The sequence below is a fragment of the Streptococcus sp. HF-100 genome, from assembly GCF_015594635.1.
Taxonomy (GTDB): Bacteria; Bacillota; Bacilli; order Lactobacillales; family Streptococcaceae; genus Streptococcus; species Streptococcus vaginalis.
In genome coordinates, this window is the sequence record NZ_JADNQV010000003.1 from 1 (window position 1) to 25,862 (window position 25,862).

Genomic DNA, 25,862 nt, shown 5'->3' on the forward strand with positions numbered 1-25,862 from the left:
GCCTGCACATTGGTTCGTCTTGTTCAGTTTTCAAAGGTCTTTGTCGCCCCTCAAGCGACAACTATCTTAGTATATCATCTCCTTCTCTTCTTGTCAATACCTTTTTTCATCTTTTTTTACTTTTCTTGTTTTTAAGTTTATGCTTTTTTAGTTTAAAGCAGCAAAAAAGGATTCCAAATGTTATCAGAATCCTCATTTTTCTTTTATTTCGCAACAATATTCACCAATTTAGGTAGCTCCAACAACTTGAAACGTTATTGAAGGTTGCAGATAAGGCTAACAGAACCTATTACTTGACAACAATATTAACCAATTTGTTAGGTACGACAATGACTTTGATGACTTGCTTGCCAGCAATTTCTACTTGAATTTTTTCGTTGGCAAGAGCAAGTTTTTCAAGATCCTCACGGCTTGAGTCTTTTGGTACGACAAGTTTTGCACGAACTTTACCTTTGATTTGAACAACGATTTCTACATCGTTTTCAACCAACTTGGCTTCGTCCCATGTTGGCCAAAGAACATATGAAATTGATTCACCAGATTGTGTCAATGTTTGCCACAATTCTTCTGAAAGGTGTGGCGCAAATGGTGCTAACAATTGTATAAAACCTTTAGCGTAATCAGCAAAAAGTTTGTCTTCTTTGTTTGCAGCATTAATGAAAACCATTAATTGAGCGATAGCTGTATTGAATTTCATGGCTTCAAGTTGTTCTGTAACGGATTTGACAGTTTCATTATAAACTTTATCCAAATTACCATTATTTTCAGCCACAATTTCTTTTGTTGTCAACAAACGATAAACACGATCGAGGAATTTACGTGAGCCTTCAAGTCCTTCTTCAGACCAAGCAATAGATGCATCCAGCGGCCCCATAAACATTTCGTAAACGCGAAGAGTATCTGCACCATACTGCTCCACTACATCATCTGGATTAACAACATTCTTCAAAGATTTAGACATCTTAGCTGGAGCTTGTTCCAATTCTTCACCTGTTTCGATATTGAAGAAAGAACCGTCACGTTTTTCAACTTTATCTGTCGCTACAAGTGCACCACGGTGATCGCGGTAGCTTGTTCCCAAAATCATCCCTTGGTTAAAGAGTTTTTGGAATGGTTCTTTAGTTGGAACGACACCTAAATCATAAAGGAATTTATGCCAGAAACGAGCGTAAAGAAGGTGAAGCACAGCGTGTTCTGCACCACCAATGTAAATATCAACTGGTAACCATGCCTTAAGCAGTTCTTCATCAGCTAATTTTTCCGTATTGTGTGGGTCAATGTAGCGCAGATAATACCAGCTTGAACCTGCCCATTGCGGCATGGTGTTAGTTTCGCGACGGCCTTTGACACCATCTTCACGCGTAACTTCCAGCCAGTCTGTCAAGTTAGCAAGTGGACTTTCACCTGTTCCTGAAGGTTTGATATCTTTTGTTACTGGCAATACAAGTGGTAGTTGATCTTCTGGAACAGCTGTTGTTGTGCCATCTTCCCAATGAATGATTGGGATTGGTTCCCCCCAATAACGTTGACGTGAGAAAAGCCAGTCACGCAAACGGTAAGTGACTTTCTTGTTGCCAACACCTTCTGCTTCAAGCCATTCAACCATTTTATCAATAGCTTGCGCTTTATCAAGACCATCTAGGAAGCCAGAGTTGATGTGAAGACCGTCTTCTGTATAGGCTGCTTCCTCAACATTTCCACCTTCGAGAACTGGAATGATATCCAAATCGAATTGTTTTGCAAATTCCCAGTCGCGATCATCATGCGCAGGAACTGCCATAATAGCTCCTGTCCCATAGCTAGCAAGCACATAATCGGCAATCCAGATTGGAATTTCCTTACCATTAACCGGGTTAATAGCATAGCTACCAGTCCAGACACCTGTTTTTTCTTTGGCAAGATCTGTACGAGCGAGGTCAGATTTAAGGCTAGCCGCACGTTTATAATCGGCAACGGCTTGAGCTTGCTCAGGACTTGTAATAGCATCAACAAGAGCATGTTCTGGTGCTAGAACAGCATAGGTAGCACCGAAGAGTGTATCTGGACGAGTTGTAAAAACGGTGAAATCTTTATCAGTATCTTTTACTTTGAACGTTACATTTGCACCAGTTGATTTACCAATCCAGTTCCGCTGCATATCTTTGATAGATTCTGGCCAATCAAGGTCATCTAGATCTTCCAAGAGGCGTTCAGCATAAGCTGTGATTTTAAGCATCCATTGACGCATTGGTTTACGAACAACTGGATAACCACCACGTTCAGATGTACCATCGGGAAGCACTTCTTCGTTGGCAATAGCCGTTCCTAGTTCTTCAACCCAGTTAACTGGTACTTCTGCTTCATATGCCAAACCTTTTTCATACAATTTTGTAAAAATCCACTGTGTCCACTTATAGTAGTTAGGGTCAGTTGTATTGACTTCACGATCCCAGTCATATGAGAAACCAAGGCTATTGATTTGACGTTTGAAGTTGGCAATATTTTCTGCCGTAAACTCAGCAGGATCATTCCCCGTATCCATTGCGTATTGTTCTGCTGGAAGTCCAAAAGCATCCCACCCCATTGGATGAAGAACGTTATAACCTTGAGCACGTTTGAAACGGCTAAGAATATCAGTTGCAGTATAGCCTTCTGGGTGTCCTACGTGAAGACCAGCACCAGACGGGTAAGGGAACATATCCAACGCATAAAAATTTGGTTTGTCAGCGTCTGTTCCTGTTTTAAACGTATGATTTTCCGCCCAATAATTTTGCCATTTTTTTTCAATTGATTTGTGATTATAAAAAGTCATTGATTCACTCCAATTTTGTGATGTTATTATTATACCATTTTTAGGCGATTTTAAAAGGCATAATTAGGGAAAGAGGGAACATAATCAAAAAAGAATACTTTACTAACTGGATTTGTTTTCTAGCTCATTTTATTGAGAAGTTTTAACTCCATAGCTAAATAGAAAATCCTCAGATATGAAGTCTAGCATTTATTCTGACATTTTTATTGCAGTCGTTTTAACTGCGATGCATCCAATTCATAGATTTCATCTACAAATGCCACTGTTGACGGACGGTGTGAAATCATAAAAATCATCCCTTGGCATTCTTCCTTTACAATAGATAGAAACGCCGCTTCGTTGAGCGAATCAAGATTGCTAGTCGGCTCATCAAAGATATAACAATCCGCCTTTTTCAAGAGTGCCCGCATAAGCTCTAAACGCTGTCTTTCTCCAGCTGAAAAGTCACGCTCACCGTCAATAATTGTATCCAAACCATCCGGCAATCTTTCTAGACACTCTTTTAGTCGGCATCTTTCTGCCAACTTCCAGATACTCTCATCACTAATGTCGTTTCTCCCCAGTAAGAGATTTTCTCTCAAAGATTGATGAAAAAGCTGAGCTATCTGTGGTACATAGGCAAATGAAGCTTGCAAACGCTGACGATTAACTTCTCTGGAGTCTACACCAGTAAGAAAAACTGAACCAGCATTGCTGTCATACCAACGCATAAGGAGCTTCATCAGGGTTGATTTACCACTACCACTCTTACCAATCAAGCCAATAATCTTCCCTTTTTTAAAATGCGCAGAGAAATTATTAAACAGCTTTTGCTGACGATTGTCGTAAGCAAAATCCATATTCTCAATCAGAACATCGTCTAAAGTGACAGCTATTTCCTGACCAGTTTGGACGGGCTCTACCTCATCTAAAAGAGCAAAAACAGTACGACCAGCATTCATAGCACGTTTAAAACCTAAAGGCAGGCGTCCTAATTCTAAAAAAGGAGCAAAAGAGCTAGAAAAAGCAACTAACACGAGAACCGCTTCTTGCCAAGATAACTGATGATTTTCCACTTGATAGAATGCCAAAAGAGCAACGCTTGTAAGAGACAGTCCCACCACCAAAAAGGTTACCGTTTGCTGTAGATATTGTTTCTGGGCAACCTGCCTTTCCAACTGGTTCACAGCCTGACTTTTGCCCGTCAATTCTGCAAATCGCTCGTGACTCTTGCCAAATTGAGATAAATCGCCCATCGCTTTCAGACTTTCCAAGAAAAAGGAAACATAATTCGAGCGTTCCTGATTTTGTTTCTGCAGAATATCTTGCAAACTGAGAGCAAACATTCTCGGTAAAATAATAGCTAAAATCCCATAGGTCACTAAAGCCACTAAAGCAAACCAAAACGAGAAATGTGCAAAATACATTCCCATCAAAAGAGCTGTCAAGAACCCTGTACAGATAGGAGCTATCGTATGTGCAAAAAAGATTTCCAGCGCTTCAATATCTTCACTAATCATCTTGAGCAATTTGCCGCTGTCCTGACGATCCAACTTTGCTGGTGCCAGACGGCGTAACTTCGCAAAAATGAGCTTACGTAAATCTGCCAGAGAATAGAAGGCAACAAAATGCCCAAAATAATGCTCGCCATAACGAAAGGCGCCCCGAGCCAAGGCTAGTCCAATCAGTAAAATCAGACTCCACCAAACAGGCTGCTGACCATTTAAAGCATGAAAACCTAGTACAATCACCAGAGTTGGAATTGCCACCGTCGTGATAAAGCCAAGCACCGCAAAGAAAACCGCTAGAGCGATAAAAGGGAGCAAATGGTTCATCACCTGAAAAAATCTGCTGAGGATAACACGCGTTGTGTAACGTTTTTTAGTTTCCATGCGTTAATTCCTCCAATTCTTGCTGGGTATTTGCCAATTGGCGGTATTCTTCACTCTGTTCATAGACTTCTGTCGGTGTTCCCAAAACCGTTTTTTCTTTTCCTATAAAGAGAACTTGACTTGCTTTAGCGACTTGTTTCATCTTATGGGTAATCTCAATGACAAGCGCATCTTGCGCTACCAAATTTAGCAAATCATAGATAGCCGCTTCATTGTCTTTATCTACACTGGACGTTACTTCATCAAACAGATAGAGCGAACGCTTGGCCAAGATAGCTCGCACACAAATGATCTGCTGACGCTGCCCCAGTGACAATTGACTACCGTTTTCTCCCACAAAAGTATCAAAACCTTGAGGCAGCTCTCTTACAAATGCTAAAACGCCTTTTTCAGCCAGCCAGTCCTCTAATTCAACCCGCGACCAATCTACTGCCAACTGTAAATTTTCAATAATGGATGCGTTTAAAAGGACACTGTTTGCTGACACGTACATGACTTCCTGATAAATGGTTGATTTGAATAGGCTTTTGATTTCTTTTTCTCCTAAGAAAATGGAGCCTCTGTCCGCCTGTCGTTTTCCCAACAACAGCTTGGCTAACGTCGTTTTCCCACGACCGCTTTCTCCTGCAATTGCTAAGATTTGTCCACGTTTCATTTTAAAGCTTAGATTTTCAAATAATTTTCTATCCGCAAAAGCAAAATCCAAGCCACTAACTGTCAATTCACTAAAAGGAGGCAATTCCTGCCGTTCCTCTTTTGATTCTTTTTCAATCGAATCCAAAAACCCAAAAATTCGATCAGCCATTTTGGTATTCATCATCACTAAATGCATTCCATAACCGGCTTCACGAATCGGCGTGAAAAACTCAGTTGCAATGAACACAAAGTAAATCATAGCAAATAGTGATAAATTTCCTGCTTGTAACATGGAAGCTGCAACGAAGCCTGACACACCAATCCCCAAGTACATAACGGCATCCATGTAGCCAACCGACTGTAGCTGAAATCCTAGAAGTTCCATCGTTGCATCACGAAAATCCTCTGCCTGCGCTGCAAACTCCTTTTCATATTTAGCATCTGCCTGATAAGAATAAAGAGTATTCAGCCCTTGAAGATCATCTAAAAAGAGATTACCAACGTCCATATAAGAAGCCCAGTAACGATTCATAATCCTGCGCGAACGCTTCTGCATGAGAACGATAGAAATGGGAATCAAAGGCAGTGAGAGAATAAAAATCAAACCGCCAGCAGGGAACAGAAAGAACACAACCACCAACACTGTCAAGCAATTCAAATACGTTCGTAGACTTAAGGGGAGATAATAAGAATAATACGTATCTAAACTGTCAATTCCTTGTGACGCTACCGTCAGCACATCTGCAGCCGTCTTACTATCCTGAAATTCTCCATCTTTATCTACGAAAGCCTGAAAAAATGCTGCTTTTAGTTTATTGCGAGCAAACTGCGAAGCTACTCCTTGGAAATTTTTCGCCAGAAGCGAAAGCGTAAAACCTAAGCTAGAAAAGAAGAACAGCCAAAAAAGAACCGACAAAAAGTTCAATGGTATTCTCTCATATAAATCCGATAAAACTTTTGCTATCAATGCAAAGCTCAAAATCCGCATGATAAATTGAAGCCAGGCTAAAAAAGCCGATAGATAAACCAGTTTCATTTTAGGCTGGATCTGTTCTTTCAAACGAGCAATCAGCTCTTTCTTTCTGCTCCGTGATATTTTTTCTTGCTCTTGTGCCATCACTTTCTCCTCATATTCTTCATTCTATCCTACATTTATTCATTATAACACTCCCAAGCAGAGAAATAAATTAAATTTTCAGTTTTTTTAATTTGTACAGTCCATGAAAACTTTCCTTCCTTGTGAAATCTATTCATAAGATAAAGAATTAGTCAGCCTTTCTACGCTAGGAAACAAAAAACCAGCTGGCCCTTCCAACTGGTTTTGAGTAAAGTGAACCATTACCAAATAATCACGCGGTCTTCTGGTTTGCGCCACATGCCATCGCCTTCTTTAACATCAAAAGTCGTAAAGAAATCATCAAAGTTTGGCAATTGTACATTTGTACGGAGTTTTCCGGGAGCATGAACGTCCACACTTGCTAGCATTTGCATGTATTCTGGACGAGCTTTCATGCGCCAGATACGGGCAAAGTTAGTAAAGAATTCTTCTGCAGAGAAGTCTGCTTCTTTCTTAGCTGCTTCCAATGCTGCCGCAATCCCACCAAGGTCTGCAATATTTTCTGAAACAGTTAGTTTCCCATTGACTTTAGCACCGTAAGAATCCTGTCTGTCAAATTGCTCAATCACCTTTTGAGTACGTGCTTGGAAGGCCTCGTAATCTTCTGGCTTCCACCAATTGTTCAAACTTCCGTGTTCATCAAATGAAGCTCCATTTGAGTCAAAAGCATGAGAAATCTCATGAGCAATTACCGCACCGATTCCACCATAATTAGCTGATGAAGATTGATGCAAATCATAAAATGGCGCTTGGAGAATGGCTGCTGGGAACACAATTTGATTTTGCTGTGGGTCATAATACGCGTTGACCATATGGGCTGGCATGTGCCATTCACTGCGATCCACTTCCTTATTCCACTTGCTCCATGTATGCGCAATAGAAATTTTTGCTAAGTTTTGAGCATTCCCCACCAAACTCAATTTCTCATCAATCACTTTTTTAGCATAGGTTTCTGGCAATTTCTCTGGATAGCCGATATGCGGTGTAATGACGTTGAGCTTGACAATCGCTTTATCACGTGTTTCCTTAGCAAGCCAATCTGCCTTTTCCAGACGCGACTTATAAACATCAATCATAGCAGCAACTTTATGCTCTACATCAGCTTTGGCTTCAGGTGAGAATTTTTCTCCCGCATACCACAAACCAAGTGCTTGGTTATACGGACCTTGCGCTAGCTGGTAAGCTGCCTTTTCTTTCGGACGGGGTTCTGGGACACCTGAGATAGCGCGTGCATAGGTACCTGAAAGGACACGAATTTCTTCAGTGAGCAAAGAAGTCCATGCTCCAGTAGAGAATAACTTCAGTGCCGCATGCAAATGCTCCCAATTCTTTTCTGAATAACATTCTGCTGCAAATTCTTTCCAGAAGCGCTCTTGAGGAACAATCACTTTGTCTGGGACTTGTCCCAAAATCTCTGTAAAAATCGCGTCAAGCGGCAATTCTGGAGCTAGCTTCGTAAAATCTGCCCAATCGTAAGGATGATACAATTTCACATATTCTGAACTTTCTTCATTAGAGAGGACATACTTGGCTAATTTAGCATCCAATTCCAGATATTTATCCAAAATATCTTTTGTTTCCTCTGTCGAAAAGCCAAATTTAGGCAACAATTCTTCCTGCATTTTCCGCCAGATTACCAGCAATTCCTTGCCTTTTTCATTTCCTTCTTCATAGTAGGTTGTATCTGGCAAAATGATCCCAGGCGCATCGGCCCAGAGAACATTCATTTGCGCATTCATAAAGTCTGGAGCAACATCAAAAGTAAAGAAATTTGGCTTTCCAGCCATTTCATATTCAGCAATCTTATCTGCAAATTCCTTAAAAGAGCCAAGCGCTTTATATTCTTCCACAAGCGGCATCGCTGGAGCAACTCCTGCTTGTTCCCGTCCGTCAAAATCTGCTACCAAACGATGGTATTTCACAAAATTTTGCAAGATTGGATCATCCGGTACATCTTGACCTGCTAACCATTTATCAGTTGTAGCTAGCATCAATTTTTCAATATCTTGATCCAGATCCATAAATCCACCTGTCATAGGCTTGTCATCAGGAATAACTGCTGTTTTTTCCCATTCACCATTAACATAGTCAAAAAAATCATCTTGTAAACGTGTCATCTTGTTCTCGCTTTCATTGTTTTATCTTAATCCTATCAAAAAAGTTCTGAATAATCAAACTTTTATCAAAAGGGAGTTTTCTGGAAAACCTTGCTTCTGATTTTTCTTAAAAATTCTAAAAATTAACTTGACTTAATTTTTATTTTAATGTATATTAACAGTAGGGGTGTATAAAAATGATACGTATCGAAAATTTAAGTGTCTCTTATCAGGAAACGCTTGCTCTCAATCAGATTTCTTTGGAAATCCAAGGCCCAACTATCATGGGAGTTATCGGTCCAAACGGAGCTGGTAAATCCACTCTTTTAAAAGGAATGTTGGGTATCATTGACCACGCTGGACAAACTTATCTTGATGATAAAGAATTCTCAAAAGTGCTCAGTCACGTAGCTTATGTGGAACAAAAAATTCACATTGACTACAACTTTCCTATCAAAGTAAAAGAATGTGTGTCGCTTGGACTGTATCCAAAAGTGAAATTGTTTCACAGACTAAAAAGCACAGACTGGGACAAGGTGACAAATGCGCTGCGCATTGTCGGCTTAGAGGATTATGCTGAACGCCAAATCAGCCAGTTGTCAGGAGGGCAATTTCAACGGGTCTTGATTGCGCGCTGTCTGGTACAAGAAGCAGACTGTATCTTTCTGGACGAACCGTTTGTCGGGATTGATTCGATCAGCGAAGAAATTATCATGACAACGCTACGCATTCTAAAAGAACAAGGAAAAACGATTCTCATCGTCCACCATGACTTAGGAAAAGTCCCGCATTATTTTGATCAAGTTTTAATTTTGAATAAAGAACTCATTGCCATTGGGGAAACTTCATCAACTTTCACAGAAGAAAACTTGAAAAAAGCCTATGGCTCTCAGCTTTTTGTGAATGGAGGTCTCTAATATGTTTTCAGAATTTATTGATGGACTACAAAATTTCCATTTTCTACAAAATGCACTGATTACAGCCATTGTCATCGGGATTGTTGCTGGAGCAGTTGGTTGCTTCATCATTCTAAGAGGCATGTCTTTGATGGGCGATGCCATTTCACATGCGGTCTTACCGGGAGTTGCGCTCTCCTTTATTTTAGGAATCAACTTCTTTATCGGAGCCATTGTTTTTGGACTTTTAGCCTCGGTTATTATTACTTATATTAGAGGAAATTCAATTATTAAAAGTGATACTGCCATTGGAATAACTTTTAGCTCCTTTTTAGCTCTTGGAGTCATCTTGATCGGGGTTGCGAATAGTTCAACCGACCTTTTCCATATTCTTTTTGGAAATATCTTAGCTGTGCAAGACATTGATATGTGGATTACAATTGGTGTAGGAATCGCTGTTCTAATTATTATTGGACTATTCTTCAAAGAGTTATTGATTACATCTTTCGATCCACTTCTGGCAAAAGCGATGGGGATGCCAGTCAATTTTTATCATTATCTCTTGATGATTCTCTTGACGCTAGTTGCAGTTACAGCTATGCAAAGCGTGGGAACAATTTTGATTGTTGCTATGCTGATTACACCTGCTGCTACGGCTTATCTTTACGCTAACAGTCTTAAAACAATGATTATCTTGTCTTCTAGCTTGGGGGCAATTGCATCTGTCTTAGGACTCTTCATTGGCTATACCTTTAATGTTGCGGCCGGCTCAAGTATTGTACTGACATCCGCCATTATCTTTGCCATTAGTTTCTTTATCGCTCCAAAACAACGATTTAACAAACTAAAAAATAAACCCAAGCTAAAATAAAATTAGTATTTCATTTATTAAAGGAGAACCTTATATGAAAAAATTAGGTTTTATCGCCGTTCTGTTTTTGGCTGTCGTAGGACTCTTTGCCTGCGCTGGTCAAAAAGGAACTTCTACCAAGAATTCAAAATTGAATGTTGTTGCTACCAACTCGATCATCGCTGATATTACAAAAAATATCGCCGGTGATAAAATCAATCTGCACAGTATCGTTCCTGTCGGAAAAGATCCACATGAATACGAACCATTACCAGAAGATGTGAAAAAAACATCAAAAGCTGATTTGATTTTCTACAATGGTATCAATTTGGAAACAGGCGGAAATGCTTGGTTTACAAAATTAGTTAAAAACGCGAAAAAGAAAGAAAACAAAGATTACTATGCTGTAAGTGACGGTGTTGAGGTCATTTATCTTGAAGGTCAAAGCGAAAAAGGAAAAGAAGACCCACACGCTTGGCTCAATCTTGAAAACGGAGTTATCTATGCAAAAAATATTGCAAAACGGTTGATTGAAAAAGACCCTAAAAACAAAGAAACTTACGAAAAGAATCTGAAAGCCTATACTGCGAAACTTGAAGCATTGGACAAGGAAGCAAAAGCAAAATTCAACAACATTCCTGCTGAAAAGAAAATGATTGTTACCAGCGAAGGTTGCTTCAAATACTTCTCTAAAGCCTACGGCGTGCCATCTGCTTACATCTGGGAAATCAACACAGAAGAAGAAGGAACTCCAGACCAAATCAAAACATTGGTTGAAAAACTTCGTAAAACAAAAGTGCCATCACTCTTTGTTGAAAGTAGTGTTGATGACCGTCCAATGAAGACTGTTTCAAAAGATACGAAGATTCCAATTTATGCTAAAATTTTCACCGACTCAGTTGCTGAAAAAGGCGAAAAAGGCGATAGCTATTACGATATGATGAAATGGAACTTAGATAAGATTTCAGAAGGTCTTAGCAAATAAGAACTGTAAAAGGAGCCGGACTTGATTGCCAGTTCCTTTTTACTTGAAATTCTTCTTGAATAATAAGCCTTTCATTCTCTGAAACAAGCGGTTATCGGCTGTATTCTTAAGTTATTTTTGATATACTAGTAAGATAAGGAGTAAAAGGACAACATGACCCCAAACAAAGAAGATTACCTCAAATGTATTTATGAGATTGGTACGCATACTCAAAAAATTACAAATAAAGAAATTGCCGCCCAAATGCAGGTATCTCCTCCAGCTGTTACAGAAATGATTAAAAAGATGAAAGCCGAAAAATTGATTGTAAAAGATAAAACAAGTGGTTATTTACTGACAGATCTTGGTTTACATCTTGTTTCTGAGCTATATCGCAAGCACCGACTCATCGAGGCTTTTCTCGTACATGATTTGGGATATACGACTGATCAAATCCATGAAGAAGCGGAAGTCTTAGAACACACCGTTTCAGAATTATTTGTCGAGCGCTTAGAAAAAATGCTGAATTTCCCAGAAACCTGTCCCCACGGCGGAACCATTCCTGCAAAAGGTGAATTATTGGTCGAAAAATACCAATTGACTTTAAATCAAGTCGAAAATGCTGGAACCTATCGTTTAGCACGAGTTCACGATGAATTTGAACTATTAAAATATTTGGAAAAACACGATTTACATCTGGGAGATACGCTGATACTGGAGCAATACGATCCTTACGCTCAACTGTATGCGCTCAAGGTCAATGAAAAAGAGCTGCAAGTCAACTCTGTTATCGCTCAACAGCTTTATGTGGAAAAAATATAAAAGGAAGTCAAAGCTGATAACATCAACACATTAGAGACTGCTCAATGCGTATTGAGTTCTATCCTAGAAAGCAAACAAGTCTGGAACAGTTTTGTCCAGACTCGTTTTTATTATCATTTTCTCAACGATTCTTCGTATCTAATACAATCGTCACCGGTCCGTCATTGACTAACTCAACCTGCATATCAGCTGCGAAAACACCTGTTTTAACAGCTATTTCTTGACCTAGCAATTCGTTGAAGTCATCATATAACTGACTAGCCAAGTCTGGTTGCGCAGCGCCTGTAAAAGCTGGGCGATTACCTTTTTTTGTATCTGCGTAAAGGGTAAATTGAGAAATAGAAAGAATCTCTCCCTTTACATCTTTGATAGACAAGTTCATCTTGTCTTCATCATCTGAAAAAATCCGCATATTGGCAATTTTTCTCGCCGCATATGCCACATCTTCTCGAACATCATCTGGAGCAACACCGACTAGCAACAGCAGGCCTTGCTGAATTTGATTATAAAGTTCGCTATCAATCGATACCGAAGCCCGCTTCACACGCTGAATCACTATTTTCATTGTTGAACTTCCTAATTTCCGTTACATTTTGTGAATTAATTCGCAAAAACGCAATTTTAGCAAAACATTTCCGCTCTGCTGTCCTCACCTAGCCATTTGTCCGTTTGACAGAATAAACTTCTGGCACGCTCTTAATCTTATCTACAACTGTTGTGAGCATAGATAGATTAGCAATTCCGAAAGAAACATGGATGTTGGCAAATTTCATATCCTTCGTTGGCTGTGCATTAACAGTGGAGATATTTTTAGTTGTATTGGACAAGACTTGTAGCACATCGTTCAAAAGGCCTGCTCGATTCAAACCATAAATATCAATATGCGCTGTGTATTCCTTCGTAGAGGTATTTTCTTCCCATTCGACATCAATCAAGCGCTGTTCATAATTTTCCTGCGCCCGCAGATTCATACAGTCCTTACGGTGAATTGCCACCCCACGACCTTTGGTAATGTACCCGACAATCTCGTCACCAGGAACTGGATTGCAACATTTGGCAATCCGTATCAAAAGCCCCGACGCACCTTGGATAATAACGCCGCCCTCATGCTTGACTTTCAGCGTTTCTTTATTCTCACGCTTCACTTCACCGCCCTTGACAAGCTCTTCTGCTTCAGCTCTCGCTTTAGCACGCTCTTCCTCACGGCGCTCTTTTTCGGTCAAACGGTTAAAAATAGAAATCGCACTAATCTCACCAAAACCAATCGCCGCAAAAAGAGCTTCTTCTGTTTTGTAGCTCGTTTTTTGCAGGACTTCTTCCATGTGCTTTTTGTCCATGTATTTATTAGCTACATAGCCATGTTCTTGGAATTGTGCCTGTAAAAGTTCGCGCCCTTTAGAAATGGATAATTCCTTGTCTTGGTTTTTGAAAAATTGACGAATCTTATTGCGGGCCTTGCTTGTTTTTACAACATTAATCCAGTCACGACTCGGTCCAAAGGAATTGGTACTGGTAATAATCTCAACTTGATCTCCAGTTTTTAGCTTCGTAGTTAACGGCACCATGCGACCATTGACCTTGGCACCAACCGCCTTTTCACCAACTTTAGTATGGATTTCATAGGCAAAATCAATCGGTCCTGAGTCTTTTGGTAGCGAACGAACAGCACCATCCGGCGTGAAGACATAGATTTCTTCAGCAAGGTAATTTTCTTTGACAGAATCCACAAAATCCTGTGCATCATTAGACTGGTCTTGGAGTTCCATCATCTCCTTAATCCAATTCATCCCAATCGCCGATTCTTTGCTATCAACCTGCCCTTTAATACCTTTTTTATAGGCCCAGTGTGCAGCAACCCCGTATTCAGCCACTTCGTGCATTTCTTTCGTCCGAATTTGAAACTCAATCGGACCTTTAGGTCCATAAACGGTGGTGTGGATAGACTGATAACCGTTCGCTTTGCGATTGGCGATATAGTCTTTGAAACGCCCAGGCATGGGGCGCCAAAGTTCATGAATGTAACCCAGCATAGCGTACACATCACTTTGCGTATCTAAAATGCAGCGAATGGCAATCAGGTCATAAATTTCATCAAAGCGCTTTTTCTTGTCTTGCATTTTGCGATAAATGGAATAAATATGTTTTGGACGACCGTAAATTTCCCCATGAAGATTACGCTCAGACGCATAGGTTTCAATCTTATGAACCACTTCGTCCACTAACTCCTCACGTTCCCGACGTTTTTCTTTCATCAGGTGGGAAATCTTATAAAACTCTGTCGGATTCAAATATCGAAAAGCTAAATCTTCCAATTCCCATTTGACGCTCGAAATCCCCAAGCGATGAGCCAACGGAGCATAAATTTCCATGGTTTCACGTGAGATGCGTTCCTGCTTGTCTTTGCGCAGGTGCTTGAGCGTTCGCATATTGTGCAGGCGATCCGCCAACTTGACCAAAATAACACGAATATCCTTGGACATCGCCATTAACATTTTCCGGTGGTTTTCAGCCAACTGCTCCTCATGAGACATATACTTGACTTTACCAAGTTTAGTCACACCATCGACAATCACGCGCACTTCATGACCAAATTCACGATCTAAATCATCTAAAGTCGCATTTGTATCTTCTACTACGTCATGCAAAAAACCGCAAGCAACACTAATAGCATCTAACTTCAACTTAGCTAAAATTCCTGCAACTTGAATCGGATGAATAATATATGGTTCACCCGATTGACGAAATTGCCCACGATGCCGATCTACTGCATAAACCAAAGCTTTTTGAACCAAGGCAACATCTTCTGATGATAAATACTTTCTAGTAAGAGCGACCACTTGATCGCCCGTCAAATTCACTTCTTTTGGCATTTTCTCTCTCCAGTTCTTCCTACCATTTTATCATTTTTAGACCGATATGAAAACAAGGAAATACAAAAGCAAGCAATAGAATCATAAGAAATACCTAAAAGCTGCAGATTCAATACCATTTCCCCAATATTAGGAAAAAGAACATGGCACCATTTCAGGTAAAAAGCCCGCCTTTAAATAGGCGGGTTGTGATGGAAGAAGTGATGTTTTTCAGTATGCAACATATCTCCGATAAATTCAACATAAGCATAAATGAGATAGCAAGCTGATACAACGCCTAGCATAGCAATCAACAACTCAAATAAGGTAGATAAAGACATGATGAACCTCCTCTCCTTACCAAGCAAAAGCAATTTTCGCCATCTAGCTAGCAAATTTGTTCCTGTACTTCCATCCTTTCTAGCTAAGCTAGATATTTCACTTATATTATACCAAAGTTAGGAGTTAAGAACAATAAAGATCAGCCCTATTAATGAAACTTTCCGACTACATCAACTCTGTCAGTACACTGACTGCACTGAGTGCGTAAAGTGGAGCTGTCTCTGTCCGCAAGATACGTGGACCCAGCCCTGCAAGTATAGCTCCCATCTCTTCCAATGTGGCAATTTCTGCTGGAGACAGGCCACCTTCTGGACCAAAAATAAATAAAATCCGACTTCCTTTTTTGAGTTCTGTCACAGCCTTGACCAAAGCAGCAGACTCTCCCTCTTTAGCAGATTCCTCATAAGCTACAATAACACGGTCAAACTGGCTCAAACAATCTAAAAAATCAATTTTCTTCTCGAAAAGTCGAACTTCTGGTACCCAATTGCGTTTGCTCTGCTCTGCTGCTCCCAAAACAATCTTCTCTAGTTTTTCTTCCTTTTTAGCTAATTTCTTGCCGTCCCACTTGGCAACAGACCAGTCTGCCGGAAAAGCCCAGATAGCAGCTGCACCCAGTTCTGTCGTTTTCTGAGCCACCCATTCTAGCTTGTCTCCCTTGGGAAAGCCAGAAGCAACCGTCACATGAAGTGGCAGCTCCGCGTTGTCTGGCAATTCTTCTACCAGATTCAGCACATGGCGCTCTCTATCTGCAACTCTTGCTAGACGTTTAATACCATCCTCAAAAACCAGTACTACCTCATCATCTTCTACCAAACGCATAACAGAAAACATATGCTTAAGGGTATCTTTATCTTTGATAATGACAGGCTTTTCAACCTGTCCCTTCACAAAATACTGCTGCATCTAGCCTCCTATCACTCCTGAAATCTCCTTGGTTTTCTTAAAGACACAGGCATTCCACTCGCCCTGAATCATGTGGGTCTCAAGGAAAAATCCAGCAGCTTCTGCTGACTCCCGCACCAGATCCCATTTCTCAGAGATAATCCCGCTCATAATCAGATAGCCCTCATCCTTAAGCAAACGGTAAGCATCATCCGTCAGATTTACCAAAATATCCGCCAGAATATTAGCTACAATGACATCAGCCTCAATATCAACGCCTTTGAGAAGGTCGCCAGCTGCCACATGAATATTTTCAGTCCCAGCATTCAGCGCAATATTTTCCTGAGCAACACGGACAGCCACATCGTCTAGGTCATAGGCGAAAATCTCCTTGGCACCCAAGAGAGAGCTGGCAATGGAGAGAACCCCACTGCCTGTACCCACATCCAGCACCGTTTCTCCGCCCCGCAGGACCTGCTCCAGAGCAAAGAGGCTCATCTTGGTCGTCGGGTGAGTGCCCGTACCAAAGGCCATGCCAGGATCCAGCTTGATAATCTTCTCACCAGTGGTCACCTCGTAGTCCGTCCAGGACGGCACGATGGTCAAGTCATGGGTGATTCGAGCCGGTTCAAAATATTTTTTCCAATTGTCCGCCCAATCTTCCTCTGCCAGCTGCTGAGTGGTTAACTGGGTTTCTCCAATATCCAAACCAAAATCCCTCAACTGCGCCAAACGCTCTTTCACTTCCTGACGAATCATTTCAAGGTTCACTGTTTCTGGGTAATAAGCCGTAATGGCAACCGTATTCAGCTGCTTTACCTGAGGCAGCACCTCCCCAAAAGGACCAGCTTCCCCCAGATAATCTGCGCTGTCATCAATAGCCACGCCTTGACTACCTAGGTCAATTAGAATATTACTGACCGCTTCTTCCGCCTCACGGCTGACCGTAATGGTTAGTTCTTGCCAAGTGTTCATGTGTCATTCCTTTCTTTTAATACTCTTCGTCATATAAACCATATCCATGCCCTCTTGCTCTGGTTCAGTATGCGTTTGATGATAGCCGCATTTTTCATAAAATTTGACCATAGGTTCATCTTGGAAAACTGTACACAAATCCCACTGAGTAATCGTCGGAAATTTTTTCTCTAGCAGGCGAATTCCTTCGTAGCCATAGCCTTTTCGCTGATATTGAGGTAAAATTGCAGCTGTCCCAAGCCAACCTGCTGTTCGCGCATCATTGGTCTGCAAGCGAAGAAAGCCAACAATTTTCTCATCATCTTTGACAAAATAGTAAAAACTATTAGGACGTTCCACCAACTTCCACTTGATCCGCTCTCTATCTTCCAGATAAGGGTCATACTGATCATGATATTTTTCATAGACAGCTTTAAAACTAGCACGTTGAATACTGATAATGGTTTCTAAATCTGTAGCTTCTGCTTGTTCTATATGAATCATCTCTGCACCTCCAAATAATCTCTCAATCTACTTTTCAACTGCGGGATGACGTTTTCATCCGCTAATAATTCTTCTATATTTACTAATTTGTAGCCTTGTCCTTCGTCACCAAAGACAATCTGATCTATCAGTTCTTGACAGATAGAAGCTACCATGAAAACAGAAACTTCCTCAGGATGAACAAAGCCTTGATAACATTTGACCCATGTAATGGATTCCTCTTTGAGTTCAATGCCCAGCTCCTCAAAGACTTCTCTTCTAATGCACTCAAAAGGTGTCTCGTCCTTTTCTCTCCCACCGCCGGGAAAATCCCACATATTCGGGTAAGGAATAGTCGAAATATCGTCTCTTAAAATGGTTAAAATTGTATCGCCATGCAGCAAAGCAATTTTACAGCCTGAGAAATCAAACGTTTGATACAAAACAGTCATATCACTCATTCTTCCCTACCTCCGTAAAATCAGTGATCTTCTTAGGCACGCTTGTATTTCAGTATCTAGGATAGGGATAAAAGTCTGTCTCTTTCAAATCTGCTCTGGCTTTTTCAAAAACTTTATTATTCCAGACAATTTCAAATTCCTCTGCCGCTGGATCTGCCAGAAAGTCCATGAGAGTATCTAATCCCTCTTCGGCCGTCTTCTTCAAGAAGTCCACAAAGTAGGTCAGGAATTCACGAGACAGGCCTTTCTTTGGCTCATAAGGAACAACTGTTAGATAATCCTCTGTTTCAAAGTGAGACTTAGCAGGATTATAAAAGAGAACGCTTTCTTCAAAGAAAATGTCTTCTGTGCTGCTTTCTCCATCCACATCTAACAGTTCGATGCCATTTGCATTTTGTACTTCTAAGAGAAAGGACACTTCTACGGCATGATTCTTCTTATCCCAGTTTATCTCATAGTCAAATGGAAAACATTTCTCCATTTCTTCATTTAATATATCCAAAAATCCATATTTAACCATAGCCAGCCTCTCTCCAATCCTTTAAAATGTGTTAAAATAGATACAACTATAGTAACATAAATCAGAACAGTTGAAAAGAATACCAGTAAGGAGGAAAATGTATGCCAGAAAATTTAGCGATCCGTATGCGGCCTAAAAATATCAATCAGGTCATCGGTCAGAAGCATCTGGTCGGACCTGGAAAAATCATCCGTCGCATGGTTGAAGCCAATCGCCTGTCTTCTATGATTCTCTACGGACCGCCCGGCATCGGTAAGACTTCAATTGCTTCGGCTATTGCCGGAACTACCAAATTTGCTTTTCGGACCTTTAATGCTACCGTTGATAGTAAGAAGCGTCTGCAAGAGATTGCAGAAGAAGCCAAGTTCTCTGGTGGTTTGGTGCTGCTGTTAGATGAGATTCACCGCTTGGATAAGACAAAGCAGGACTTTCTCCTCCCTCTGTTAGAAAACGGTCTAATCATCATGATTGGTGCCACAACAGAAAATCCCTTTTTCTCTGTCACTCCCGCTATTCGCAGCCGGGTACAGATTTTCGAGCTGGAACCTCTGACAAATGATGATATTAAACAAGCCATTCAAACAGCCCTGACGGACACCGAACGAGGTTTTGATTTTCCTGTCCAGCTAGATGATGACGCTCTGGATTTCATTACCACTTCCACCAACGGTGACCTGCGCTCAGCCTTTAATTCTCTAGATTTAGCAGTTCTCTCTACCAAAGAGGATACTGAAGGGGTTCGCCATATCTCTCTGGATATTATGGAAAACAGCCTGCAAAAGAGCTACATCACTATGGACAAAGACGGAGACGGTCATTATGACGTCCTGTCCGCCTTACAGAAGTCCATCCGCGGGTCTGATGTCAATGCCAGTCTCCATTATGCAGCTCGCTTGATTGAAGCTGGAGACCTTCCCAGCCTCGCACGACGCCTGACGGTCATTGCTTATGAAGACATTGGTTTGGCAAATCCCGATGCTCAGATTCATACAGTGACCGCACTTGAAGCCGCTCAAAAAATTGGGTTCCCAGAAGCTCGCATCCTCATTGCCAACATTGTCATTGACCTAGCACTTTCTCCTAAGTCCAACTCTGCCATAGTAGCTATAGATAAAGCTCTTTCTGATTTGCGACAAAATGGAAACTTACCTATCCCCCGCCATCTACGAGACGGTCACTACGCTGGTAGCAAGGAGCTGGGAAATGCGCAAGATTACAAATATCCACATAACTATCCTGGTAATTGGGTGCAGCAAGACTACCTTCCTGAAAAAATTAAAAATGCCGATTATTTCACTCCGAACGAAAACGGGAAGTACGAACGAGCCCTTGGCATGACTAAAAATAAGATTGAACAACTCAAAAACCACTAAAAAATCGTGGTATCGTTTGCAAAAAATCAATTTTTTCTCTTGAATTTTTCAAAAATTGTGGTATCATAATTATAGAAACGCTGTGGTGTACGACTTCACACTTAAGTGTTGACCGACTATTTTTTGTATTATTAGGGAAACAAAAGACTTCTAACAGCTTGCAGGCCGTTTCACGCGGAAGCAGCTTCAGTTAGAGCGAGTTGCCCACCTGCTTAATTGCGCGGGTTCAATACAAATCGTGAAGGTCCGGCACCAATACAGCTTTTTCTGTTGCCTCCTTAGCTCAGTTGGTAGAGCAGTGGACTCTTAATCCATGGGTCACAGGTTCGAGCCCTGTAGGGGGCATCTAATATTTACATACAAAAGCCTATCATATAGGCTTTTTTACTTACTCTCAACTATTTTTGCCCCATCATTTGCCCCACTTTTAAATCTATCTTTTCTTTTTGAATCAAATTACATCTTAACAAATAGTGTAAAGCCAGTTACTTTTGCTTTGATGCCATACAATATTTTCATGTAGAGAAGACAAATTTTATCTTCTCTTTTTATTTTCAAAATGATAAAAACTGATTTTCTTTTCATGAATCAGACTGAAACTTCCAAATTGTCCATTTATTTTATTGACATTTCCTATAAAAAAATGTAGAATACTTTTATTATCAAACTATACTATATAGGGGGTATTGAAATGAAATTTTCTAATCGTTTATTGCTATTCCTTGCAGGAGTTGTTTTTGTCCTTTTAGCACTTTTTCTATTTACAAACCCAGCAGCTAATCTTGTTGCTTACAGCTGGTGGATTGCATTTGGTTTACTGGTTGCTTCTATAGCAGCTATTTTAGGCTATTTCTCTGTACCAAAAGAGCTTCGCTCACCAGCTTATCTTTTCCAAGGGATTGTTAATCTTCTCTTAGCTCTTTACCTCGTTGCCTATGGCTTTGTGACCCTGCCGGTTGTCATTCCAACTATTTTAGGAATTTGGTTAATTGTAGAAGCCATTATAGCTTTCTTTAAAGGCAATCGTCTGGGATTGATTTTCCCTATTATTGGCAACCATATCATGTGGATAGCGTTGCTTGCATTTTTACTAGGTCTAGTGATTCTGTTCAATCCAGTAGCTACAAGTGTCTTTGTCGTTTATGTCGTTGCCTTTGCATTTTTAGTTGCTGGCTTCACCTATATCGTTGATGCCTTTCGTAAATAATCTAGCTGCCATTTTGGGCATATTAAAATAGCTGGGAAGTTACATTCTCAGCTTTTTCGTATCTTTAATTGTCACTTTTTCGCATCCCATTCTGCATAGAATTGCTCTAGGTATTCTTCCAAAAAACGATGCCTGCCCATGGCTAATTGCTTGGCATAATTTGTATTCATCAAATCTTTTAACTTCAACAACTTTTCATAAAAATGTAGAATTGCTGTTCCTTTATTGCTTCGATATTCTTCTACCGTCATATCTTCTCGTGGTCGCAAGGCAGGGTCATGAATGGGTCTGCCCGTATGTCCAGAATAAGCCATAGCTCGCGCTATTCCAATCGCTCCAATCGCATCCAAACGGTCAGCGTCTTGAACAATTTTCCCCTCCAAAGTGCTGACATTTTTCTGCTGATGTCCACCTTCAAATGACATCGTTGAAATAATATCCAGCACATGAGCTATTTCCGCATCTGAAGCCTGATGATTCTGTAGCCATTGCTCAACCTTTTGCAAGCCCACCTCTTCATTCTTATTTAATTTCCCGTCAGCTATATCATGCAGCAAGGCAGCTAGCTCGCAAATAAAAACATCTGCTTGTTCTTGTATAGCAATTTCTACAGCATTGTTCGTGACACGCACAATATGCCACCAGTCATGCCCGCTCATCTCGTCTTTCAGTTCAGCATAAACAAAATCTCTCGCTTCTTGAAGAATTTTCGCTTGTCTATCCGTTATCATCTGTCACCCTTTTTATTTATATACACAAAAATCTCGAAGCGATTTCGAGATTTTTTGATTGAACTCACTTTTCAAGCCCAATCGTTTTCATTTTTTGTTGAATTTGTTGATACACGTGATTCCAGTCATTTGGATTTGCAATATCTAAATCATCCGTTGCAATTCTCATTTTAGGACTATAATTGTAATCTTCATACCAATTTTGATAATGCTTGTAAAGCAGCTGATAGTAGTCAGCGAGCCCATTTTCTTCATTTGGTTGCTCATAATCGCGACCACGTTTTTTGATATTGTTCATAATATGATCGAAACTTCCGTCTAAATAAATCAACAAATCTGGCGCCTTCTTAGGCAAACCTTGGATTTCTTCCATCATATTGTCCAAAAGTTCCAAGTAGATATTGTACTCTTGCTCACTAATGCTGCCTTTGAGGGTATTGATGTAAGTAAACAGAGCATCTTCATAAATAGAACGATCTAGAATGTTATTGTCATCATGATAGGCCGCTTTAATCATTTTAAAGCGTTTGTTTAGAAAGTAAATCTGCAAAGCAAAACCATATTTATCAGGGTCTTCATAATACTTATCCAAAATAGGGTTTTCTTCTACAGGTTCAAAAAAAGGCTGCGTTCCTAATTCCTCGGCTAGTCGATAAGTGTAAGTCGTCTTGCCTACCCCAATCATGCCCGCTAAAATAATCACTATCTTCCTGCACCTCCCAAATCTATCCAATATCAGGTTATCAGTCTCAACCGAACCACCACATATTGTACCAAAGAAAATGTTAGCACAATATATTGATGACGTCAAGATATAAAACTTCTAAATGTACAAACAAAAATAACCTTGTATAAAGAAGCGCAATCAACTCCAATACAAGCGTTATTTTAGGATTCTCCATTCGTGACAGTAAATTTGATATGCGAATAATCTTTTTCTAAATCTTTTCCTTTCAAAAAAGCCGTCGCATCTTTTTTAATCTGAATGAGGTCAATTCCTTGCGCTTGTGCTGCAAATACACAACCACAATAGCATTGGCGGTAAATGTCGTACTCCTCGCACATTTCGACCGAGCGCTTATAGCCTTGATTTTTCTTGAAATCACTAGGAAGATACTGCGTTGCGTAAACTTTCTGCACTTCAATTCCAACGCTATTGATCGTCTGCGAATTTTTATGAGGGCTGATTGTCAAGGCACTTCCAAAATAGTCAAATCCCAAATCAACCGCCACTTGCGCTGTCTTATCCAAGCGATAATCATAGCAGACTTTGCAACGATCGCCACCTTCTGGCTCTTCTTCCAAACCGTGTACTGTCCGGAAAAATTCCTGAGGCTCATAGGGAGCTTCTAAATATTGAACATGATTACCAGTATTTTCATTAAAATCGTGAACAAATTTTTGGGCAACATAGGCGCGGCGTTGGTATTCTACTTTGGGGTGAACATTTGAATTGGCAAAATAAACCGTCACGTCCGCATACTGGGTCAAATACTCCAGCGTATAAGTTGAGCAAGGTGCACAGCAGGTGTGCATTAAAATCGTAGGACGCTTCTGGTCTGCTTCCCAAACTTTGACCATTTTTTGCATCACGCGGTCATAATTGATCTTTTGATTGGGATTCATCTTGCTCAAAACGTCTTCAACATCAATCATCGTTCTCTCCTTAGAATGTAAGACTATTTTACCACAGAAAGAGAGTAGAGACAAATGGACAAAAGAGAATAACTTTTTCAAACAGAACTAATTATTAAGTAACAGCAATAAATTCCTAATATTCATCGAACATTTTTGGAGCTTCTATTTTTACTTTGTATCCTTTTTGTCTTCTCTATGAACCCAAGCTAAAAAAGAGGTTGGGACAGAAATTCCCAACCTCATGCATTTATAGTTTGGCCTGCAAGACGCAGTGGTTGGTTGGATATCCTTATCCCTTGTTATACCGATGATAACGGCTATTCTAACCAACTGTGCGAAGGTGAAAGTCAAAACAGTCCAGTGGACTGTTTTAGGTCAGCAACTAGAAATTGGGACTTGCTGAAAAATCAAATTCTTCGAATGATTGATTTCTGTCCCACTCTCAAAATTGAACATGGTTAAGAGCTGCATTTCAAAAAGCATTTAACTAGCCACATATTCAGACATTCTCACATCTCTTTATTGTCCGTGCTAAACCTGTCACTTAAGGTAATTATGGAGCGAGTAGGACACTCTGACCCTGAAACTACTCTAGCTATTTATAATCACGTCACAAAAGACGCAAGAAAGAATGCTATAGACGCTCTAAACAAGTTATAATCTTTTGCCCCTTTTTTGCCCCTCCTTGCCTTTAATCGTGTTTCAGACAATAGTAAAACCCTTGATATTACAAGGGTTTTAGTTATATATTACATCATGCCGCCCATCATACTTGGATCCATTGCTGGAGTTGGACTGGCTGGTTCTGGTTGGTTAGCAACAACTGCTTCAGTTGTTAAGATGAGACTCGCTACTGAAGCTGCATTTTGAAGGGCAGAACGAGTAACCTTGACTGGGTCAATAATCCCAGCATCAATCATGTTCACCCATTCACCTATAGCAGCATTAAAACCAGTTCCAGCTTCCGAATTTTTCAAGCGGTCAATGACGATAGAACCTTCAAATCCTGCATTCAAAGCGATTTGGCGAACAGGTTCTTCTAACGCACGAAGAACGATGTTGCGACCAGTTGCTTCGTCACCTGACAAGTCTAGCGCTTCAACGGCACTTAAAACATTGACAAAGGCTGTTCCACCACCTGAAACAATTCCTTCTTCGACAGCTGCGCGAGTTGCATTGAGGGCATCTTCGATGCGGAGTTTCATTTCTTTGAGTTCTGTTTCTGTTGCAGCACCAACTTTGATGACAGCCACACCGCCTGACAATTTCGCTAAGCGTTCTTGTAGCTTTTCACGGTCAAAGTCAGACGTAGAACTTTCGATTTGGGATTTGATAACAGCCACACGGTTGGCAATAGCTTCGGCATCGCCAGAACCTTCAACGATAACGGTGCTATCTTTATCCACAGTTACTTTTGAGGCTTGTCCGAGCGCTTCAATCGTTGCGTCTTTCAATTCCAGACCAAGATCTTCTGTAATCACTGTACCGCCAGTCAAGATAGCAATATCTTCTAGCATTGCTTTACGACGGTCCCCAAATCCTGGCGCCTTCACAGCGACGACATTGAAAGTACCGCGGATTTTATTCAACACAAGAGTTGGAAGAGCTTCACCATCCACATCATCTGCGATAATCAAAAGCGGACGGCTTGTTTTCAAAATATTTTCCAGCAAAGGAAGAATTTCTTGGATATTAGAAATCTTCTTATCTGTAATCAAGATATATGGATTATCTAAGTCAGCAACCATTTTTTCATTGTCTGTCACCATGTATTGGGAAAGGTAACCGCGGTCAAATTGCATTCCTTCAACCACATCTAGCTCCGTTTCCATACCTTTTGATTCTTCAATAGTAATAACACCGTCATTGCCAACTTTTTCCATAGCTTCAGAGATGTATTCTCCGACTTTTTCAGAACGTGATGAGACAGCCGCAACTTGCGCAATGGCTTCTTTATTAGAAACCGGAACAGAATTTGCTTTTAAGGCTTCAACAGCTGTTGCAACAGCTGTTTCAATACCACGACGAATGCCAATTGGGTTTGCACCAGCAGTTACATTTTTGATTCCTTCGCGGACAATTGCTTGCGTCAAGACAGTCGCAGTGGTTGTTCCGTCACCAGCAATATCATTGGTTTTTGAAGCAACTTCTGACACCAACTTAGCTCCCATATTTTCAAAATGATCTTCGAGTTCGATTTCTTTTGCAATGGTTACACCGTCGTTTGTGATGAGTGGTGAGCCAAATGATTTTTCAAGAACAACATTACGGCCTTTAGGACCTAAGGTTACTTTAACGGTATCTGCTAAAATATCGACGCCGCGCACCATGGCGCTTCTTGCATCTGCTGAAAATTTAATATCTTTTGCCATTTTT

The 25,862-nt window shown here is 40.5% G+C and carries 22 protein-coding genes, 1 tRNA gene and 1 pseudogene; 8 read left to right on the top strand and 16 right to left on the bottom strand.

Annotated elements, in window-relative coordinates:
* Positions 1–289 precede the first annotated feature (289 nt).
* The 4 genes from leuS to IYQ23_RS03710 all read right to left on the bottom strand — a co-directional run bounded on the left by leuS (position 290) and on the right by IYQ23_RS03710 (position 8,532).
* A complete protein-coding gene (gene leuS, locus IYQ23_RS03695; protein ID WP_195674109.1) occupies positions 290–2,791 on the bottom strand; it encodes a leucine--tRNA ligase in 2,502 nt (833 codons plus the stop codon).
* A 203-nt stretch (positions 2,792–2,994) separates the two neighbouring features.
* Positions 2,995–4,662, bottom strand: coding sequence for an amino acid ABC transporter ATP-binding/permease protein (locus IYQ23_RS03700; RefSeq protein ID WP_022526993.1), 1,668 nt, complete (start codon positions 4,660–4,662; stop codon positions 2,995–2,997).
* Entirely contained in the window at positions 4,652–6,415 is a 1,764-nt protein-coding gene (locus IYQ23_RS03705) for an ABC transporter ATP-binding protein/permease (protein ID WP_195674110.1), read from the bottom strand. The genes IYQ23_RS03700 and IYQ23_RS03705 overlap by 11 nt, the downstream gene beginning before the upstream one ends.
* A 221-nt stretch (positions 6,416–6,636) precedes the next feature.
* Entirely contained in the window at positions 6,637–8,532 is a 1,896-nt protein-coding gene (locus IYQ23_RS03710) for a M13 family metallopeptidase (RefSeq protein ID WP_195674111.1), read from the bottom strand.
* Between the two features lie 176 nt (positions 8,533–8,708).
* On the opposite strand from IYQ23_RS03710, the gene IYQ23_RS03715 reads away from it, so the two are divergent.
* The 4 genes from IYQ23_RS03715 to IYQ23_RS03730 all read left to right on the top strand — a co-directional run bounded on the left by IYQ23_RS03715 (position 8,709) and on the right by IYQ23_RS03730 (position 12,043).
* Positions 8,709–9,428, top strand: coding sequence for a metal ABC transporter ATP-binding protein (locus IYQ23_RS03715; RefSeq protein WP_195674112.1), 720 nt, complete (start codon positions 8,709–8,711; stop codon positions 9,426–9,428).
* A 1-nt stretch (position 9,429) separates the two neighbouring features.
* A complete protein-coding gene (locus IYQ23_RS03720; protein ID WP_021001264.1) occupies positions 9,430–10,278 on the top strand; it encodes a metal ABC transporter permease in 849 nt (282 codons plus the stop codon).
* Between the two features lie 34 nt (positions 10,279–10,312).
* Positions 10,313–11,242 (top strand): metal ABC transporter substrate-binding protein, encoded by a 930-nt coding sequence (locus tag IYQ23_RS03725; RefSeq protein ID WP_195674113.1) that lies wholly within the window; start codon positions 10,313–10,315, stop codon positions 11,240–11,242.
* A 153-nt stretch (positions 11,243–11,395) separates the two neighbouring features.
* Positions 11,396–12,043, top strand: coding sequence for a metal-dependent transcriptional regulator (locus tag IYQ23_RS03730; RefSeq protein ID WP_117645186.1), 648 nt, complete (start codon positions 11,396–11,398; stop codon positions 12,041–12,043).
* A 121-nt stretch (positions 12,044–12,164) separates the two neighbouring features.
* Here IYQ23_RS03730 and dtd read toward each other — a convergent pair whose 3' ends face one another.
* From dtd to IYQ23_RS03770, 8 genes are all read right to left on the bottom strand, one after another.
* Positions 12,165–12,608, bottom strand: coding sequence for a D-aminoacyl-tRNA deacylase (gene dtd, locus IYQ23_RS03735; protein WP_195674114.1), 444 nt, complete (start codon positions 12,606–12,608; stop codon positions 12,165–12,167).
* Between the two features lie 88 nt (positions 12,609–12,696).
* Complete coding sequence (locus tag IYQ23_RS03740; protein ID WP_195674115.1) at positions 12,697–14,913, bottom strand: RelA/SpoT family protein; 2,217 nt, start codon at positions 14,911–14,913, stop codon at positions 12,697–12,699.
* 173 nt (positions 14,914–15,086) lie between these two features.
* Positions 15,087–15,233: a hypothetical protein gene (locus IYQ23_RS03745; protein WP_003070706.1), complete on the bottom strand. Its 147-nt coding sequence runs from the start codon at positions 15,231–15,233 to the stop codon at positions 15,087–15,089.
* A gap of 166 nt (positions 15,234–15,399) precedes the next feature.
* Positions 15,400–16,140, bottom strand: coding sequence for a 16S rRNA (uracil(1498)-N(3))-methyltransferase (locus IYQ23_RS03750; protein ID WP_195674116.1), 741 nt, complete (start codon positions 16,138–16,140; stop codon positions 15,400–15,402).
* Positions 16,141–17,094, bottom strand: coding sequence for a 50S ribosomal protein L11 methyltransferase (prmA, locus tag IYQ23_RS03755; RefSeq protein ID WP_195674117.1), 954 nt, complete (start codon positions 17,092–17,094; stop codon positions 16,141–16,143).
* A 3-nt stretch (positions 17,095–17,097) separates the two neighbouring features.
* A complete protein-coding gene (locus IYQ23_RS03760) occupies positions 17,098–17,577 on the bottom strand; it encodes a GNAT family N-acetyltransferase (RefSeq protein ID WP_195674118.1) in 480 nt (159 codons plus the stop codon).
* The gene (locus IYQ23_RS03765; RefSeq protein WP_195674119.1) at positions 17,574–18,017 is read right to left on the bottom strand and encodes an NUDIX hydrolase; all 444 of its coding nucleotides are present in this window, start codon (positions 18,015–18,017) and stop codon (positions 17,574–17,576) included. Before IYQ23_RS03765 ends, IYQ23_RS03760 begins: the two co-directional genes overlap by 4 nt.
* Before the next feature lie 49 nt (positions 18,018–18,066).
* Complete coding sequence (locus IYQ23_RS03770) at positions 18,067–18,537, bottom strand: DUF3013 family protein (RefSeq protein ID WP_195674120.1); 471 nt, start codon at positions 18,535–18,537, stop codon at positions 18,067–18,069.
* Positions 18,538–18,638: 101 nt separating this feature from the next.
* Here IYQ23_RS03770 and IYQ23_RS03775 point away from each other — a divergent pair, with 101 nt between their 5' ends.
* The 3 genes from IYQ23_RS03775 (at position 18,639) to IYQ23_RS03785 (ending at position 21,117) form a co-directional block, all read left to right on the top strand.
* Complete coding sequence (locus tag IYQ23_RS03775; protein ID WP_195674121.1) at positions 18,639–19,910, top strand: replication-associated recombination protein A; 1,272 nt, start codon at positions 18,639–18,641, stop codon at positions 19,908–19,910.
* 272 nt (positions 19,911–20,182) lie between these two features.
* Positions 20,183–20,255, top strand: a tRNA-Lys gene (locus tag IYQ23_RS03780).
* Between the two features lie 346 nt (positions 20,256–20,601).
* A complete protein-coding gene (locus tag IYQ23_RS03785) occupies positions 20,602–21,117 on the top strand; it encodes a DUF308 domain-containing protein (RefSeq protein ID WP_195674122.1) in 516 nt (171 codons plus the stop codon).
* A gap of 71 nt (positions 21,118–21,188) precedes the next feature.
* Here IYQ23_RS03785 and IYQ23_RS03790 read toward each other — a convergent pair whose 3' ends face one another.
* The 3 genes from IYQ23_RS03790 to IYQ23_RS03800 form a co-directional block, all read right to left on the bottom strand.
* The gene (locus IYQ23_RS03790; RefSeq protein ID WP_195674123.1) at positions 21,189–21,848 is read right to left on the bottom strand and encodes an HD domain-containing protein; all 660 of its coding nucleotides are present in this window, start codon (positions 21,846–21,848) and stop codon (positions 21,189–21,191) included.
* 64 nt (positions 21,849–21,912) lie between these two features.
* Positions 21,913–22,551, bottom strand: coding sequence for a deoxynucleoside kinase (locus IYQ23_RS03795; protein ID WP_003026903.1), 639 nt, complete (start codon positions 22,549–22,551; stop codon positions 21,913–21,915).
* A gap of 185 nt (positions 22,552–22,736) precedes the next feature.
* Positions 22,737–23,504 (bottom strand): epoxyqueuosine reductase QueH, encoded by a 768-nt coding sequence (locus IYQ23_RS03800; protein ID WP_195674124.1) that lies wholly within the window; start codon positions 23,502–23,504, stop codon positions 22,737–22,739.
* Between the two features lie 444 nt (positions 23,505–23,948).
* Between IYQ23_RS03800 and IYQ23_RS03805 the strand changes: the two are divergent.
* Positions 23,949–24,146 (top strand): annotated as a pseudogene (locus IYQ23_RS03805) (tyrosine-type recombinase/integrase); the annotation flags it as partial.
* An 89-nt stretch (positions 24,147–24,235) separates the two neighbouring features.
* On the opposite strand, the gene groL reads toward IYQ23_RS03805, so the two are convergent.
* A complete protein-coding gene (gene groL, locus IYQ23_RS03810; protein WP_195674125.1) occupies positions 24,236–25,858 on the bottom strand; it encodes a chaperonin GroEL in 1,623 nt (540 codons plus the stop codon).
* Between the last annotated feature and the right edge of the window lie 4 nt (positions 25,859–25,862).